The sequence below is a fragment of the Azospirillum sp. NS33 genome (assembly GCF_059703765.1).
In genome coordinates, this window is record NZ_BAAKJB010000021.1 from 68,705 (window position 1) to 86,017 (window position 17,313).

The window sequence follows — 17,313 nt, forward strand, 5'->3', positions numbered from 1 at the left end:
GATGCCCGCCCGGGGGCAGGACCGCCTTAGGCCCCGGAATCCCGCACAGGACGGAAGGCGACGATGGATCGATCGGAACTTGAGGCGGTCATCGGGGCGGTGCTGGGCACCGGCGTGGCGGCGTTCGACGCGGACGGACTGCTCAGCGTCCAGGCCGATGACGGCATCGCCCTGACCTTCGTCGACGCCGCGCCCGAGCTGAAGGTCTACCGCGCCCCGCTGTCCCGCCCGGAATACGAGGCGATCGAGGACAAGCTGGGCTTGCTGGAGTCCGTCCTGGCCCTCAACTTCGCCGGCGAGACCGGAGGCGCTGCCTTCCTCAAGGCCAGCTTCCTCAAGGAGCTCGGCATCCCCATCGTCTCGGCCGGCCTGCCGGCTGGCGCCGTGACGGTGGACGGGCTGGACACCCTGTGCGGCGACCTGCACGCCATCGCGGTCGCCGTGCGCGGGGCGATCCTCGGCGAACCGATGAACGCGCCGGCACCAGAGGATGGTGCTGCGGCCGCGGCGACCGCCGATCCGGTCATGGAGTCCTTCCACCTGCGCCTCTGACGCCCAGGGTCCCGTCGCACGCGCTCCGGATACAAGGCCCCGCAAAACCCTCAGCTGGACAGCTCCCGCCGAGGCGCCGGATGACCCGCCGAGCATCCCCCGGGAGAGTGGACCGGATGATGCCGCCCGAATCTCGGCCTGCTCTGGCCGGACGGGGACACATCCAGGGGGTCGCACAAAATGCGCACCGGGCCCTCGTCGCGGCAGTCCTCAATGATCCGGACCCTCATTTCAGAGGCCCCGGGAAAATGGATACAGTTTTTTTGATATGTTCCGTTCCATGCGCACGCGATCAAGCTCGCGCTTCAGTCGAGCGATTTCCGCCGACGGATCGCCGACGGACAGGGGGGCGCCGCCTGCTTGCTGGGGAGGCTGCGGCGGCGCCCCTGTCCCGCCAACCCGCCGACGCCAGTTGCGCAGCATCGCGGGCTGATACCCGACTCCTTCGCCACGTGCTCCAGCGGCCGACCGCTGCTCTCCAGCAGCGCCACCGCCTCCCCTTTGAACTCGTCCGTGAAGAAGCGCCGTTTCGTCGTCATCGTCCACCTCTCCGCTCCCAGCGGGAGCTCGACAGAGGTGTTCACTGATTCGGAAGAGGGTCGGCGGCGACCGTCCCCAGCATGGCAGACACCCGGCCCAGGACCGCGGCGCGCCGCTGCGACAGGAAGAAGTGCCCGCCGGGGAAGAGGTCGACGGAGCAGCCGGCGCCGGTGATCGCAGCCCAGCCGTGGAGCGTGTCCCGCGGCGTCTCCGGGTCATCCACACCGCCGAACGCGGCGACCGGCACCGCGAGGGGGGCCGCCGGCGGGGCGTGGCCCCAGCTTTCCACCAGGGCGAAGTCGGCGCGCAGTGTCGGCATCAGCAGCGCGATCAGCTCCGGCGCCTCGAACACCGCGTCGGGCGTGCCGCCCAGCGCCCGCACACCGGCCAGGAACCCCCGGTCGTCGCGGTCGTGCAACCGGGGCGTCCGGCGGGGCTGGCCGGGCGCGCGCAGCCCCGACACGGCGAGCAGGCGCAGCCGCGCCGCCGCCGGTGCCGGCAGGGCGCCGGACAAGGCGTACGCGATGGCCGCCCCCATGCTGTGGCCGAACAGGGCGAAGGGACGGTCCATCACCGGCCCGAGCACGGCCAGCAGGGCCGCCACCAGGGGTTCCATCGCCGCGAAGGGCGGATCGCCGATGCGCTGCTCCCGGCCGGGAAGCTGCACCGGCACCACCTCGAGCCCGGGGGGCGACGCCTGCACCCATGGGCGGTAGTGGTTGGCACCGCCGCCGGCGTGGGGAAAGCAGAACACCCGGACCGCGGCATCGCCCCGCGGCGGGCCGAAGGGCAGCCACGGGTTCAGGGGCACGGTCCCGTCACGCATCGCTCAACACCCGCTCCGGCACGGCCAACGCCGCCGCCACCCCATGGACCAGCGCCCCGCTCCGCATGATCGCGAAATGGTCGGCCGCGACGGTGTCCGTCCGCCCCGATGGCCGGGCGATCTGCCGCCACAGGGCCGCCCGGTCGGCCGCCGGACGGGCGGCGGCCCACCAGCACCACGGCGACGCCCGCAGCGGCGCCAGGGCCGGCGCCGCCAGGGAGAGCGCCTTGAGCCGGCGGGCGACCAGGAAGACACGGGCGAGTTCGACGCCATCCATCGCCTCATAGGGGCCCGCTGCGGCGCCCGCCGGCCGGTTCGCCCGCAGACCGTCGAAGAACCCGGCCAGCGCGGCCTCCTCCCCGTCGCCCTCACCCGCAGGAGGCGGCATCGTCCCCGCCAGGGGCGTGCCGGGCAGCACCACGGACAGGAACCCGGCGAGGTCCTGCCGCCACTCCCCCTCCCCGTCCGCGGACGACGCCGGACGCCCGCCCGGCGGCACGTAGCTGTCCACCAGGCCGAGGAAGGCCACCGTCTGCCCCTCCCCCTCCAGGCGCGCGGCCATCAGGGCGGCCAGGGTGCCGCCCAGCGACCAGCCCAGCAGATGGTAGGGCCCGTCGGGCTGGGCCGCCCGGACCATGCGCACGTAGTCGGCCGCCATGGCGTCGAGGGAGGTGTCCCGGTGGCCGGGATCGGTGATCATGCGGCAGGGCAGGCCGAGGACCGGGCGCGTCCCCTGGAGGTGCCGGGCCAGCGGCTGGTAGTCGAAGACGGTGCCGAAACCGGCGTGGACGCAGAACAGCGCCGGCGCACCGGCGGCACCGGCGTTGAGCGGCACCGCGGCGTGCCCGGGGCCCGGGCCGCCTTCCAGCCCGAGCAGGCCGGCGATGGTCGGCCGCTTCAGGAGGTCGCGCAGCTTGATGTCGATGCCCGGGTCGCCGAGCGCACGGATGCGCCCGATCACCTTCAGGCTGAGCAGGGAATCGCCGCCCAGCTCGAAGAAGTTGTCGGTCTCGCCCACCCGCTCCACCCCCAGCACCTCCTGCCAGACGGCGGCGATCCGCCGGGCCCGGGGCGTCGAGGGTGGCACGTACGCCGTCCCCGTCTCCGGCGGCGGCGGCGGCAGGGCGGCCTGGTCCAGCTTGCCGCTGATCAGCCGCGGCAGGGACGGGACCGGCACGATGTGGGCGGGCCGCATGTGCTCCGGCAGCGCGCCGGCGAGGTGGTCGCGCACGCGGCGGGCCACGGCGGCCGCCCCCGGCCCCGGCGCCGGGACGACGTAGGCGGCCAGCCGGCGGCCCCGGGCGTCCTCCTGCACCACGACGGCGGCGTCCTGCACCCCCGGCGCCGACCGCGCCCGCGCATCGACCTCGCCGAGCTCGATGCGGAAGCCGCGAATTTTCACCTGATGGTCGGCCCGGCCGACGTATTCGATGTTGCCGTCCGCCATCCACCGCACCAGGTCGCCGGTGCGGTAGAGGCGCCCGCCGGGGGGGCCGAAGGGGTCGGCGACGAAGCGCTCGGCGGTCAGGCCCGGGCGGTTCAGGTAGCCGCGGGCCAGGCCGTAGCCGCCGATGTGCAGCTCCCCCACCACGCCGACCGGAACCGGCTGCAGGTCGCCGTCCAGCACATGGGCCGTCCGTTCACCGACCGGCCGGCCGATCGGGGCGTACGCGCTGGTGATGGCGGCGTCGGCCGGCGTCTTCCAGATCAGCGGCGTGACCACCGTCTCGGTCGGGCCGTAGCCGTTGATCAGCCAGCGCGGCGCCAGGTGGCGGCGCACCCGGTCGTAGGAGGCCCGCGGCATCGCCTCGCCGCCGAACACGTACAGCTCCACCGGCGGCGGTGCGCCGTCGCCCTCCGCCACCCATTCGGCGAGCTGGTTGAGGTAGGCCGGCGGGAAGGCGGCGACGGTGGCGCCGCTGCCGGCCAGCCGGGCGCAGGCCTGCCCGGCGGTCCACAGCTCGTCCTCGCGCAGCTCCAGCCGCGCCCCGGCGCCCAGCGCCGTCAGCCAGCGCTCGTGGGCGCCGTCGAAGGAGAAGGACATGAAGTGGAGTTCGCACGACTGCGGCCCCATGGCGTAGAGCGCCGCGGTCGCCGGGCAATGCATGGCCAGCGGCCCGTGCGCCACGGCGACGCCCTTGGGCGTCCCGGTGGAGCCCGAGGTGTAGATGACGTAGGCCAGGGCGTGCTCGTGCACCGGCACCGCCGGGTCATGGGCCGGCCAGGCGCCGTCGTCGGCCGCGTCGAGGCGGACCACCGGCACGCCCGCGGGCACCGGCACGTGCGCCCCGGCCCCGTCGGCGAGCAGCAGGGACAGGCCGCTGTCGCGCACCAGGAAGGCGAGGCGCTCCACGGGATAGGCCGGGTCGAGGGGCAGATAGGCGGCACCCGCCTTGAGGACGGCCAGGAACGCCGCGAGGATGCCGGGCGAGCGCCCCATGGCGACGCCGACCAGAGCCCCCGGCCGCACGCCGGCGGCGATCAGGCGGTGGGCCAGCCGGTTGGCCCGGCGGTCGAGCTCCCCCCGGGTCAGGGCCGAACCGTCCATGCGGACGGCGACCGCCGCGGGCTCCTGTCCGGCCAGCCGGGCGATGCGCCGGTGCATGGGCTCGTGCCTTCCCACGGCCGGAAGGTCCCGGGTGCCGTCGACCGCCGCCAGGGCCCGCCGGTCCTCCTCGGCCAGCCAGCCCAGCTCGGCCACCGGAGCCTCCGGCCGGGCGACCATGGCGCGGATCAGGTGCTCCATCTGGCGGCGCAGCGCGTGCACGTCTTCGGCCGCGAAGGCGGCGGTGGCGTAGCAGTATTCGATCTCCAGGGTCTCGCCGACGACGACCTGCAGGTCCATGGCGTAGCCGGTCAGGCCCTGGCTCGCCGGCGTCCCCAGGGTCAGGCCGTAGCGCCCGAGGTCGTCGAGGGCGCGGTCGACGGGAAAGTTCTCGAACACCAGGATGCTGTCGAACAGCGGCCGCCCCTGGGAGCCGACCCAGCGCTGGATGTCGGCGAGCGCGGTGTGCTCCACCTCGCGCAGCCGCAGGTTCAGCTCCTGCACGGCGCGCAGGTGGTCGCCGACCGTGCGCCGGCCCGCCGGCGGCACCGGCACGGGAATGGTGTTGATGAAGAGGCCGAGGATGCCGTCGGCCCCGTCGAGGTCGGGCGGGCGACCGGCCACGGTGGCGCCGAACACCACGTGGTCACTGCCGGTGCGGCACTGGAGCACCAGCGCCCACGCGGCCTGGACCACGGTGTTGAGCGTCACCCGCTCGCGCCGGGCGAAGGCCTGCAACGCCGCGGTCTCTCCCGCGTCGAGGCGGGTGTAGATCTTGCCGTAGGCCGGCCCGGGCGGCGGGGCCTCGGGCGGGCGCATGGCCGCGGCGAGCAGCGTCGGCCCGGCGAAACCCGCCAGCTCCCGCCGCCACGTCCGCTCGGTGGCCACCGGGTCGCAGCGCTCCAGCCAGCGGATGAAGGCGCCGTAGGCCGGGCCCGGCGGCGGCAGCGTCTCGCCGGCGTAGAGGCGCAGCCACTCGCCGACCAGCCGGGATTCCGCCCAGCCGTCCATCAGCATGTGGTGGCGCGTCCACACCAGCCGGTGCCGGCCGCCGCCGACGGCGACGATGGCGAGCCGCGCCAGCGGCGGCGCCAGCAGGTCGAAGGGCCGGGCCAGCTCCCGCTCCGCCAGCGCTGTCAGCTGTTCCTCAGCGTCCTCCGCGCCACCAAGGTCGAGGTGGATCACCTCGGCCGTCGCGGTGCGCCGGACCACCTGGAGCGGACGGTCCATGCCGGTGCGCCACAGCACGGCGGTGCGCAGCACGGGGTGGCGCGCCACCAGCGCCCGCCACGCGCGGTCCAGCCGCTGCGGGTCGAGGCCGCCGACCTCCACGCAGAGCTGGTTGACGTAGAGGCCGCTGCCCGCGGATTCCAGGGCATGGAACAGCATGCCTTCCTGGGTCGGCGACAGCGCGTAGGCGTCCTCGATGTCGGCCGGGTCGAGGCCGGGGGTCGCCAGGACCTCGGCGGGCAGCGGATCGGCGGGCAGCGGATCGGCGGGCAGCGGATCGGCGGGCAGCGCGCCGCCGGCCGGAGCCGCCGCCGCCGCCATGGCGGGGCCGTCCCCGCGCGCGACCGCGACCGCGGCCAGCTCGGCCACCGTCTGCCGTTCGAAGACCTGCCGCGGCGAGACGATCCAGCCGGCCCGGCGCAGACGGGCGACGATCTGCAGACTGAGGATGGAATCCCCGCCGAGCGCGAAGAAATTGTCGCGCCGCCCGACCCGGGGGAGGTCGAGCACCTCGGCCCAGACCCCGGCCACCAGGGTCTCCAGCGGTCCCTCCGGCGGTTCGTCGGCGGTGCCGGCGGGGCGTTCGGGCGCCGGCAGGGCCGCCCGGTCCAGCTTGCCGTTGGGGCTGAGCGGCAGGCGCTCCAGCACCGTCAGCGACGCCGGCACCATGTGGTCGGGCAGGGCCGCGGCCAGATGGCGGCGCACCGCCGCCACGTCCACCGTGGCCCCCGCCCGGGCCGTGACGTAGGCCGCCAGGGTGGCGCCGCCCGGCCCCGGGCGGGCGACCACCACCGCCTCCCGCACACCGGCCGCGTCCAGCAGCCGCGCCTCGATCTCCCCCAGCTCGACCCGCATGCCGCGGATCTTCACCTGGTGGTCCAGCCGCCCGAGGTACTCGATGACCCCGTCGGCCCGCCAGCGCGCCCGGTCGCCGGTGCGGTAGAGCCGTCCGCCGGACGCGTCGAACGGGTCGGCGATGAAGCGCTCCGCCGTCAGGCCGGGCCGCCCGAGGTAGCCGCGCCCCAGGCTGTCGCCCCCCAGGCACAGCTCCCCGGCCACGCCCATGGGCACCGGCTCCAGGGCGGCGTCGAGGATGCGCGCGGTGACCCCGGCGATCGGCCGGCCGATCGGCACCGCCGCTCCCCCCTCCTCCACGCAGGTCCAGTGGGTCACGTCGATGGCCGCCTCGGCCGGGCCGTAGCAGTTGTGCAGGGTCACCCACGGCAGCCGCGCCATGGCCCGCCGCCGCAGGTCCCCGGACAGCGCCTCGCCGCCGCTCAGCAGATGGCGCAGGGTGGCGCAGGCACCGCCGGCGATGGCGTCCCCGGCGTGGTCGAGGAAGGCCTGCAGCATCGACGGCACGAAGTGCACCACGCTCACCCCGTGGCGGCGCATGGTGTCGGCGAGGCGGGCGGGGTCCCGGTGCGCGCCGGGGGCGGCCAGGGCCAGCCGGGCGCCCTGCGCCAGCGGCCACAGGAACTCCCACACCGACACGTCGAAGCCGAAGGGCGTCTTCTGAAGCACCGTGTCCCCCGGCGCGATCGCGAAGGTCCGCTGCATCCACGCCAGCCGGCCGTGCAGGGCCCGGTGCCGGTTGCCCGCCCCCTTGGGCCGGCCGGTGGAGCCGGAGGTGTAGATCACATAGGCGAGGGTCTCGCCGTGCACCGCCACCGCCGGGTCATCGGCCGGGTCACCGGCCGGGTCGTCGGCCGGGTCGTCGGCGGCGTCCACCCCGTCGAGGTCGAGCACCGGCACCGCGGCCTCCGGCAGGCGGTCGCGCGCCGCCCCGTGGGTCAGCAGCAGGGCCGCCCCGCAATCGCCCAGCATGTGGGCCAGCCGCTCCGCCGGGTAGTCCGGGTCCAGCGGCACGTAGGCGCCGCCCGCCTTCAGCACCGCCAGCAGCGCCACCACCAGCGCCACGGAGCGCTCCAGGGCCAGCGCCACCCGCACCTCCGGCCCCACCCCCAGCCGGCGCAGCCGGTGCGCCAGCCGGTTGGCCCGCCGGTTGAGCGCCCCGTAGGACAGCCGCTCGTCCCCGAACAGCAGGGCGTCGGCCTCGGGCCGCGCCGCGGCTTGCCGCTCGAACAGGCGGTGGACCGGCTCCGCCGGGCCGGTGTCCTCCCCGTTCACGCTCCACCGCTCCAGCGCGGACCGTTCGGCCGGGGCGAGCGGCGACAGGGCGCCGACCGGCCGCAAGCCGTCGGCGGCGATCTCCTCCAGCAGGCGCACCACGCGGCCGGCGATGGCCGCCACGGTGTCGGGGTCGAAGGCCGCCCGCTTGTAGCCGAAGGCGAGGCCCAGCGTCGCCCCCGGCGCGACGGTGAGGGTCATCGGGTAGTGCGCCTCCTCGTGGTGGCGCACGTTGGCGAACCTCAGCCCGCCGGGCGCGGCCTCGCCCAGCACGGCGTCCAGGGGATAGTTCTCGAAGACGAGGATGCTGTCGAACAGCCCCTGGCCGCTCCGCCCGGCCCAGCGCTGGACGTCGGGCAGCGGCGTGTGCTCGTGCTCGCGCAGCGCCAGATTCCGCGCCTGCAGGTCGCGCAGCCAGGCGCCCACGGCCTGCGCCTCGGGCACCGGGCAGACCACCGGCAGGGTGTTGATGAAGAGGCCCAGCGCCGCATCCATTCCAGGCACCGCGGCGGGACGGCCGGCCATGGTGGCGCCGAACGCCACCGTCGCCTGCCCCGTGCAGCCCCGCAGCAGCAGCGCCCAGGCCGCCTGCACCAGGGTGTTGAGGGTGGTCCGCTGGGCCCGCGCGAAGGCACCCAGGCGCGCCGTCGCCTCCGCCGGCAGGACGACACGGTGGACGGCGTGCCCGGCCCCCCCGGCGGGCGGCGGGACGGCCTTGGCAAGGTGGGTCGGCTCCTCCAGCGGGGCCAGCGCGCCGCGCCAGAACGCCTCGTCCACCGCCGGCGGCCGCGCCCGCAACCACGCGACGTGGTCCCGGTAGGCCGCCCCGGCCTCCGGCACGGGCGCGCCGGCGTAACGGCGCACCACCTCGCCCAGCAGCCGCGACGTGCTCCAGCCGTCGAGCAGCAGGTGATGCACCGTCCAGATGACGTGATGGCGGTCCTCCGCCGTGCGCGCCAGGACGAAGCGCATCAGCGGCGGCCGCGCCAGGTCGAAGCCGCGGGCCCGCTCGGCCGCCGCCACGGCGTCGAGGGACCCGGCGGGGTCGCCCTGGCCGCGCAGGTCCGGTTCGGCGAAGGGCAGTGCCACGGCCCGGGCGACCCATTGCAGCGGCGGGTCGACGCCGTCGAGGACGGCGCTGCGCAGGATGGCGTGGCGGTCCGCCGCCGCCTGCCACGCCGCGCGGAAGCGGCCGGTGTCCATGCCGGCGACATCGACGCGGAGCTGGCTGACATAGGCCCGGCTGTCCGCCTCGTAGACGCTGTGGAACAGCAGGCCCTGCTGCAGCGGCGCCAGGGGGTAGAGGTCCTCCACGGCGGCGGCGGGGACCGGCAGACGGTCCAGCTCGTCCTGGCCCAGCGGCGCCAGCGGCACGTCGGAGGGCGTCAGCCCGCCGGCGGCGGTCCCGCAATGGACGGCCAGCGTGTCAAGTTCGCGTGACCAGTCCGCCGCCAGCCGCTCCATGGTGCCCCGGCGGTGCCGCACCCCGCTGAAGGTCACGGTCAGGGTCAGCCGGCCGCCGACCACGTGGGCGCCGGCCGACAGCGGGCGGTCGAGGGGGGCGTCCGCGTCGCGCTCCGCCCCCACCGGCTCCGGCGCCAGCGACCACCCCGCGCCGTCCTCCCCCAGGGCGAACTGGCCGAGATAGTTGAAGACCACCTGCGGGCGCGGCAGCGCGGCCAGCGCGGCGCGCTGGTCCGGCGTGCCGAAGCGCGCCAGCACGCCGAAGCCGAGACCCCCGTCGGGCACCCGCCGCAGGGTCTCCTTCACCCGCTTCACCGCCGCGGCCGGCGGCCCCAGGGGGTCGAGCGCCACGGGATAGAGGCTGGTGAACCAACCGACGGTGCGCGACAGGTCGACGCCGTCGACCAGCGGCTCGCGCCCGTGCCCCTCCAGCTCCACCAGCAGCCGCGCGTGGCCCGACCAGCGGCACAGCGCGCGGCCCAGCGCCGTCACCAGCAGGTCCACCGCCCGCGTGCGGTAGGCGGCGTGGGCGCCGCGCAGCACCGCCTCCGTCGCCTCCGCGTCGAGCGTCACCGCCACGCGGTCCTGGTCGCGCGTCCATCCGCCGCCGTCGGACTCCTCCCCCGGCAGGTCCGCCGGCAGCTCCACCGGCACGCCGGCGAGCTCCCGCCAGCGGTCCAGTTGCCCCGCCATGCCGGCGGCGCGGTCCCGGAGGAGACGGCCCCACTCCGCCACGCCGCAGCCGACCGGCGCCAGCACCACCGGCCGGCCGGCCCGGCGCTGCTCATAGGCCGTGCGCAGGTCGTCCAGCAGGATGCGCCAGGACACCCCGTCCACCACCGCGTGGTGCACGGCCAGGAAGAGGCGCCAGCCCGGCCCCTCCGCGCCGTCGCCGTCGCCGTCGCCGTCGCCGTCGCCGTCCGGCGCGATGCAGACGCCGCGCAGCAGCGGCCCCGTTTCCAGGGACAGGCTGCGCTGCGCGGCGTCGCAGAGCGCGGTGACGGCCGCGGCGTCGCCGGCGCGGCGGTGCCAGAGCAGATCGGCGGGGGGCTCCGCCGGCCCCGGCACCGCCCGCCAGCCCCCGTCCTGCCGGACGAAGCGGACCCGCAGCGCCGCGTGGTGGCGCACGACGGCGGCCAGGGCCTCGCCCAGGGCGGCCGCGTCCACCGGCGCGCGGCTGCGCAGCAGCACCGACTGGTTCCAGTGGTCGCGACGCGGCATCGGCCGTTCGAAGAAATCGGCCTGGATCGGCAGCAGCGGCGCGCCCGACCCGTCATCCGCGGTCGCCGCGGCCGCGACGGACGCGCCGTCATCGGCCGGCACCGCGACGGCGGCGAGCTCGGCCACGGTCTGGCGCTCGAACATGTGCCGCGGCGTCACCACCCAGCCCGCCTGGCGGGCCCGCGCGACGATCTGCAGGCTGAGGATGGAATCGCCGCCCAGCGCGAAGAAATTGTCGCGCCGGCCGACCCGCGCGATCCCCAGCGCCGCCGCCCACACCGCGGCCAGGGCGGTTTCCGCGCCACCGCGGGGGGCGTCGTATGCGGCGCCGGCGTCGACGTTCGGGGCCGGCAGCGCGGCGCGGTCGATCTTGCCGTTGGGGGTCAGCGGCAGGGCGTCCAGCGCGACGATGACGCCGGGCACCATGTGGTCGGGCAGCCCCGCCGCCAGCCCGGCGCGCAGCGCCGCGGCGTCCACGGCGCCCGTCCCGCCGACGACGTAGCCGACCAGCATCGCCCCGCCCGGCCCGCTGCGCACGGCGGCGGCGGCCTCGCGCACGCCGGGCAGGCGCAGCAGGTGGTTCTCCACCTCCCCCAGCTCGATGCGGAAGCCACGCACCTTGACCTGGGCATCGGCCCGGCCGAGGTATTCCAGCTCCCCGTCGGAACGCCAGCGCACGAGGTCGCCGGTGCGGTAGAGCCGCCCGCCGGCCTCGTCGAACGGGTCGGGAACGAAGCGCTCCGCGGTCAGGCCGGGCCGGTCGAGGTAGCCGCGCGCCACGCCCGCACCGCCGAGGTAGAGCTCGCCCGCCACGCCGGCGGGCACGAGGTTCAGGTCGGCGTCCAGGACGCGGGCGGTGCGGTCGCCGACCGGCCGGCCGATGGGCATGTTGGCGCTGGCGAAGGAGGCGCCGGGGCCGGCCTTGGCGATCATCGGGGTGACGACGGTCTCGGTCGGTCCGTAGCCGTTGATGATGCGGGGCGGCCGCAGCACCGCCTGGACCCGCTCGAAGCTCGCCCGCGGCATCGCCTCGCCGCCCACGGTGTAGGAACGGATCGGCAGGCCGCGCGCCGACTCCCCCATCAGTTCGGCGATCTGGTGGAGATAGCCCGGGGTGAAGCAGGCGATGGTGATGCCGTGGCGGGCGATCTCGGCGCAGGTGCGCTCCACCGACCAGACCTCGTCGTCGCGCGGCATCAGCGCCGCGCCGAAGGCCAGCGGCACCCAGGTGCGCTCGTGGGCCCCGTCGAAGCTGATGGAGGCGAACTGCAGCTCCCGGTCGTCGGGCCGCATCCCGTAGGCCTCGCCGATCGCCCGGACATGCATGGCGAGCGGCCCGTGCGCCACGGCGACGCCCTTGGGCCGGCCGGTGGAACCCGAGGTGTAGATGACGTAGGCGAGGCTGCCGCCGTGCAGCGGCACGCCGGGGTCGTGCGCCGGCTCCGTCCCCAGCTCCGCCCCGTCCAGGTCGAGCACCGGCACCGCGGTGGCCGGCAGGCGCGCCGCCGCGCCGCCGCCGGTCAGCAGCAGCGCCGCACCGCAGTCGCCGATCATGAAGACCAGCCGCTCGGCGGGGTAGCCGGGATCGAGGGGCACGTAGGCGCCGCCGGCCTTCAGCACGGCGAGCAGCGCCACCACCATCTCGACCGAACGCGCCACGGCGACGCCGACCCGCACCTCCGGCCCCACGCCCTGCCGGCGCAGCCGGTGGGCCAGCCGGTTGGCGCGGCGGTTGAGCTCGCCGTAGCTCACCCGCACGTCGCCGAACAGCAGGGCGTCGGCGTCCGGCCGCTCCCGCGCCCGCCGCTCCACCTGGCGGTGCACGAGGTCGGCGTCCGGCACCGGCGCGTCGGGGCGGGCCCAGCGGTCCAGCAGCACCCGCTCCCCGTCGTCGAGGATCGCCACCTCGCCGAGGCGGGCCTCCGGCGTCGCGACCAGCGCCCGCAGCAGGCGCCGGTAATGGCCGGCCATCCGGTCGATGGTGGCCGGCTCGAACAGCGCGTCGGCGCAGGTGAAGACGACGTCGACGGCGCCGTCGGCGCGCTCCACCGTGTCCAGCACCAGCTCGAACTGCACCGCCTGGTCGCCGGCGTCCATCGGCTCCACCGTCAGTCCGGGCAGGCGGCGCAACCCGTCGCCGTCGTCGCGGCGGTGGTTGTGCATCACCTGGAACAGCGGGTTGTGGCCGAGGCTGCGGTCGGGATGGAGGGCGTCCACCAGATGCTCGAACGGCAGATCCTGGTGCTCCTGGGCGCCCAGCGCCGCGGCGCGGGCCTGGGCCAGCAGCGCGTCCAGCCGGGTGCCGCCGTCGACACGGGCGGCCAGCACCTGGGTGTTGACGAAGAAGCCGACGACGCCGGCCGTCTCCGGGCGGTGGCGGTTGGCGATGGGCACGCCGACCCGGATGTCCACCTGCCCGGTGTGGCGGTGGAGCAGCCCCTGGAAGGCGGCGAGCAGCAGCATGAACAGGCTGGCCCCGGCCGAGCGGGCGCGACGGCGCAGGGACTCCGCCTCCTCGGGCGGCAGCACGACGGCGTGGGCCCGCCGGCGGTGCGCCGCGCCGTCGCGGGGATGGTCGGCGGGCAGCTCCAGCACCGTGCGGGCGTCGCCGACATGGGCGGTCCAGTGGGCGAGCTGGCGCTCCGCCTCCCCGGCCTCCAGCCACTGGCGCTGCCACGCGGCGTAGTCGGCGTAGCGGATCGGCGGCGGCGGCAGGTCGACCGGGCACCCGTCGACCAGCGCGGCGTAGCGGGCGGCGAACTCGTCGGCGATGATGCGCACGGACCAGGCGTCGGAGACGATGTGGTGCATCACCACCGCCAGCACATGCTCGGCCTCGTCCAGGCGCAGCAGGGACAGCCGCAGCAGCGGCCCGCGGGCGAGGTCGAAGGGCCGGCCGTTGAGGTCGGCGATGGCGGCGGCGACCCCGGCCTCGCGCCCGTCCGGCGGCAGATCGGCCAGGTCGGTCAGGGGAATCCCGACCGGCCCGGGGGGCAGGACGACCGCCTCCACCCCGTCCCCGCGCCCGTCGCCGACACCCTCGCGAAAGACGGTGCGCAGGGAATCGTGGCGCGCCACGATGGCCTCGAAGGCGGTGCGCAGGGCCGCCACGTCGAGCCGGCCGCGCAGGCGCAGGGCGCCGGCGATGTGGTAGGCGGTGCTCGCCGGGTCGAGGCGCCACAGGAACCACTGGCGCTGCTGGGCGTAGGAGGGCACCGACACGCCATCCGCGCCGTCCGCGCCGTCGCCGGCGGGCAGGATCGGCATCTGCGCCAGCGTCAGCCCCTGCGCCCGCATCTTGACGTAGACGGCGCGGCGCTGGTCAGCGGACAGCGCCGCGAAGCGCTGCGCCACGCGGTGGGCAACCGGCAGGTCCATCTCAGCTCTCCAGGGTGTCGATGAAGGCGTCCAGGTCGTGCAGCGCCTGTGCGGCGCCGGCCGGCGGGGCGTCGCCGCAGCGGCCCTGGAGGTGGGCGGCGAGTTCGGCGAGCGTCTGCGCCCGGAACAGCTCGTCGATGGCGACCGTCAGGCCGAGGGTGGCGTGGATGCGCGCCGCGACCTGCATGGCCAGCAGGGAATGGCCGCCGAGGGCGAAGAAGTTGTCGCGTCGGCCGATGCCGCCGCGGCCGAGCACGTCGGCCCAGATGGCGGCAAGATCGCTCTCCAGCGGCCCCTGCGGCGGCTGGCCCGGCGGCCGGGGGACCGCGGCGGTCTCATCCGGCGCCGGCAGGGCCGCCCGGTCCAGCTTGCCGTTGGGGCTGAGCGGCAGGCGCTCCAGCACCGTCAGCGACGCCGGCACCATGTGGTCGGGCAGGGCCGCGGCCACGTGCCGGCGCACCGCCGCCACGTCCACCGTGGCCCCGGCCCGGGCCGTGACGTAGGCCGCCAGGGTGGCGCCGCCCGGACCCGGGCGGGCGACCACCACCGCCTCCCGCACACCGGCCACGTCCAGCAGCCGCGCCTCGATCTCCCCCAGCTCGACCCGCATGCCGCGGATCTTCACCTGGTGGTCCAGCCGCCCGAGGTACTCGATGGCCCCGTCGGCCCGCCAGCGCGCCCGGTCGCCGGTGCGATAGAGCCGCCCGCCGGCCGCGTCGAACGGATCGGCGACGAAGCGCTCCGCCGTCAGGCCGGGCCGCCCGAGGTAGCCGCGCCCCAGCCCGACGCCCCCCAGGTGCAGCTCCCCGGCGACGCCGGCCGGCACGGCGTTCAGCCCGGCGTCGAGGATGCGCGTGGTCACCCCGGCGATCGGCCGGCCGATCGGCACCGCCGTTCCCCCCTCCGCCACGCAGGTCCAATGGGTCACGTCGATGGCCGCCTCGGTGGGGCCGTAGAGGTTGTGCAGCGCCGCCCACGGCAGCCGCTCCGCCGTGCGCCGCCGCAGCTCCTCCGGCAGCGCCTCGCCGCTGCACACGAGGTGGCGCAGGGTGGCGCAGGCACCGCCGGCGATGGCGTCCCCGGCGTGGTCGAGGAAGGCCTGCAGCATCGACGGCACGAAGTGCACCACGCTCACCCCGTGGCGGCCCATGGTGTCGGCGAGGCGGGCGGGGTCCCGGTGCGCGCCGGGGGCGGCCAGGGCCAGCCGGGCGCCCTGCGCCAGCGGCCACAGGAACTCCCACACCGACACGTCGAAGCCGAACGGCGTCTTCTGAAGCACCGTGTCCGCCGCCGTCAGGCCGTAGGCCCGCTGCATCCACGCCAGGCGGTTGTGCAGGGCCCGGTGCCGGTTGCCCGCCCCCTTGGGCCGGCCGGTGGAGCCGGAGGTGTAGATCACATAGGCGAGGGTCTCGCCGTGCACCGCCACCGCCGGGTCATCGGCCGGGTCACCGGCCGGGTCGGCGGCCGGGTCGGCGGCCGGGTCGTCGGCGGCGTCCGGCCCGTCGAGGTCGAGCACCGGCACCGCGGCCTCCGGCAGGCGGGCGCGCGCCGCCCCGTGGGTCAGCAGCAGGGCCGCCCCGCAATCGCCCAGCATGTGGGCCAGCCGCTCCGCCGGGTAGTCCAGGTCCAGCGGCACGTAGGCGCCGCCCGCCTTCAGCACCGCCAGCAGCGCCACCACCAGCGCCACGGAGCGCTCCAGGGCCAGCGCCACCCGCACCTCCGGCCCCACCCCCAGCCGGCGCAGCCGGTGCGCCAGCCGGTTGGCCCGCCGGTTGAGCGCCCCGTAGGACAGCCGCTCGTCCCCGAACAGCAGGGCGTCGGCCTCGGGCCGCGCCGCGGCTTGCCGCTCGAACAGCCGGTGGACCGGCTCCGCCGGGCCGGTGTCCTCCCCGTTCACGCTCCACCGCTCCAGCGCGGACCGTTCGGCGGGAGACAGCAGGTCGAGGGCGTGAAGCGCCCGCTCGGGGGTGTGGGCGAGGTGGTCGAGGATGCGGGCGTAGCGGTCGGCCAGGGCCGCCACCGCCTCCGGCGTGAAGAGGTCCGCGTCCCAGGTGAACGTGGCGTCGATCCGGCCGTCGCCACGCTCCGCCGTGTCCAGCGCCAGATCGAACTGGGCGGCGCGGCGCAGGTCGGCATAGCCGCGCAGCCGCAGCCCCGGCAGGGACTCCAGTGCCCCGTGGTCGTCCTTCAGGTGGTTGAACATGACCTGGAACAGCGGGGTCCGGCCGGCCTCGCGGGGCGGGTTCAGGGCCTCGACCAGCCGTTCGAAGGGCAGGTCCTGGTGGGCCTGGGCCTCCAGCACGGCGTCGCGGGTGCGGTCCAGGGCAACGGCCAGCGTCGTCTCCCCCGCCAGCTCGGAGCGCAGGACCAGGGTGTTGACGAACAGCCCCACCACCTCCTCGGTGCCGGCGTGGTGGCGGTTGGCGGTGGGCAGGCCGACCCGGATGTCGGGCTGCCCGCTCTCGCGGTGCAGCAGCGCCAGGAACCCCGTGAGAAGCACCGTGAACAGGCCGGTGCCGCGGGCCCGTGCCCGCAGCGCCGCGGCCAGCGCCGGCGGCAGCGCCATCACATGCCGCCCGCCGCGCCGGCCGGCCGGCCGCGGCCCGCCGCCGCCCGAGCCCAGCGCCAGCACCGGGTGCTCGGCGCCCAGCCGCCGCGTCCAGTGATCGAGCTGGCGCTCCGCCTCCCCCGCGGCCAGCCAGGCGCGTTGCCACACCGCCACGTCGGCGTAGGTCACCGGCGGCGCCGGCCATGCCGGTGGCCCCTCGCCACGGCAGCGGGCGGCGTAGGCGGTGGCGAAGTCCCGCAGGATGATGCCGCGGGACCACGCGTCGCCGGCGATGTGGTGCATCGCCACCGCCAGCCGGTGGTCGTCCTCGTCCAGCCGGATCAGGGCGGCCCGCAACAGCGGGCCGCGCGTCAGGTCGAAGGGGGCTTCGGCAAGATCGACGGCCAGGCGGTCCGCCGCCGCCTCCCGTGCCGCGGGCGGGCGGTCGCGCAGGTCGCTGCGGGCGACCACCACGGCGGCGGCCGGCTCCACCCGCTGGGTGGGCTGCCCGTCGGCGTCCTCGGCGATGGTGGTGCGCAGCGCCGGGTGGCGTGCCACCACGTCGTCCAGCGCCGCCTGCAGGGCGGCGGCGTCGAGCCGCCCTTCCAGGTGGATCGCGGCACCGAGGTGATAGGCCGTGTCCGCCGGGTCGCGGCGCCAGGCGAACCACAGACGCTGCTGGGCGTAGGACAGCGGCGCCGGGCCGTCGTCGGCGCGGCGCGCGATGGCCGGCCGGGCCGGCGTGGCGGCGGCGGCGTCGTCGGTCCCGGCGCCGCCGCGCAGCCGGCGGGCCAGCAGGGCCTGCTGGTGCGGGCTGAGCTGGGCGCGCCGGCGGGAGAGGTCGTCGAGCTGGGTCATGGCGTGTCCATGAGGGGAAAC

5 protein-coding genes are annotated in these 17,313 nt (G+C 76.3%); 1 reads left to right on the forward strand and 4 read right to left on the reverse strand.

Translation table 11 applies throughout. The features are described from left to right. Positions 1–63: 63 nt before the first annotated feature. On the forward strand, positions 64–552 hold the full coding sequence (locus tag AC6H2I_RS18805) for a type III secretion system chaperone family protein (protein ID WP_497502221.1): 489 nt from the start codon (positions 64–66) through the stop codon (positions 550–552). A 305-nt stretch (positions 553–857) separates the two neighbouring features. Here AC6H2I_RS18805 and AC6H2I_RS18810 read toward each other — a convergent pair whose 3' ends face one another. Genes AC6H2I_RS18810 through AC6H2I_RS18825 form a run of 4 tightly spaced genes read right to left on the reverse strand, consistent with a single transcriptional unit; the run spans position 858 to position 17,292 of the window. Continuing rightward, positions 858–1,091 (reverse strand): transposase, encoded by a 234-nt coding sequence (locus AC6H2I_RS18810; RefSeq protein WP_497502222.1) that lies wholly within the window; start codon positions 1,089–1,091, stop codon positions 858–860. Between the two features lie 41 nt (positions 1,092–1,132). Continuing rightward, positions 1,133–1,918, reverse strand: coding sequence for a thioesterase II family protein (locus AC6H2I_RS18815; protein ID WP_497502223.1), 786 nt, complete (start codon positions 1,916–1,918; stop codon positions 1,133–1,135). Continuing rightward, on the reverse strand, positions 1,911–13,886 hold the full coding sequence (locus AC6H2I_RS18820; RefSeq protein WP_497502224.1) for an amino acid adenylation domain-containing protein: 11,976 nt from the start codon (positions 13,884–13,886) through the stop codon (positions 1,911–1,913). The genes AC6H2I_RS18815 and AC6H2I_RS18820 overlap by 8 nt, the downstream gene beginning before the upstream one ends. Before the next feature lies 1 nt (position 13,887). After that, positions 13,888–17,292: an amino acid adenylation domain-containing protein gene (locus AC6H2I_RS18825; protein ID WP_497502225.1), complete on the reverse strand. Its 3,405-nt coding sequence runs from the start codon at positions 17,290–17,292 to the stop codon at positions 13,888–13,890. Between the last annotated feature and the right edge of the window lie 21 nt (positions 17,293–17,313).

Coding starts and splice junctions, on each gene's coding strand:
- AC6H2I_RS18805 (WP_497502221.1), top strand. CDS start 64: ATGGATCGATCGGAACTTGAGGCGGTCATCGGGGCGGTGCTGGGCACC.
- AC6H2I_RS18810 (WP_497502222.1), bottom strand. CDS start 1,091: ATGACGACGAAACGGCGCTTCTTCACGGACGAGTTCAAAGGGGAGGCG.
- AC6H2I_RS18815 (WP_497502223.1), bottom strand. CDS start 1,918: ATGCGTGACGGGACCGTGCCCCTGAACCCGTGGCTGCCCTTCGGCCCG.
- AC6H2I_RS18820 (WP_497502224.1), bottom strand. CDS start 13,886: ATGGACCTGCCGGTTGCCCACCGCGTGGCGCAGCGCTTCGCGGCGCTG.
- AC6H2I_RS18825 (WP_497502225.1), bottom strand. CDS start 17,292: ATGACCCAGCTCGACGACCTCTCCCGCCGGCGCGCCCAGCTCAGCCCG.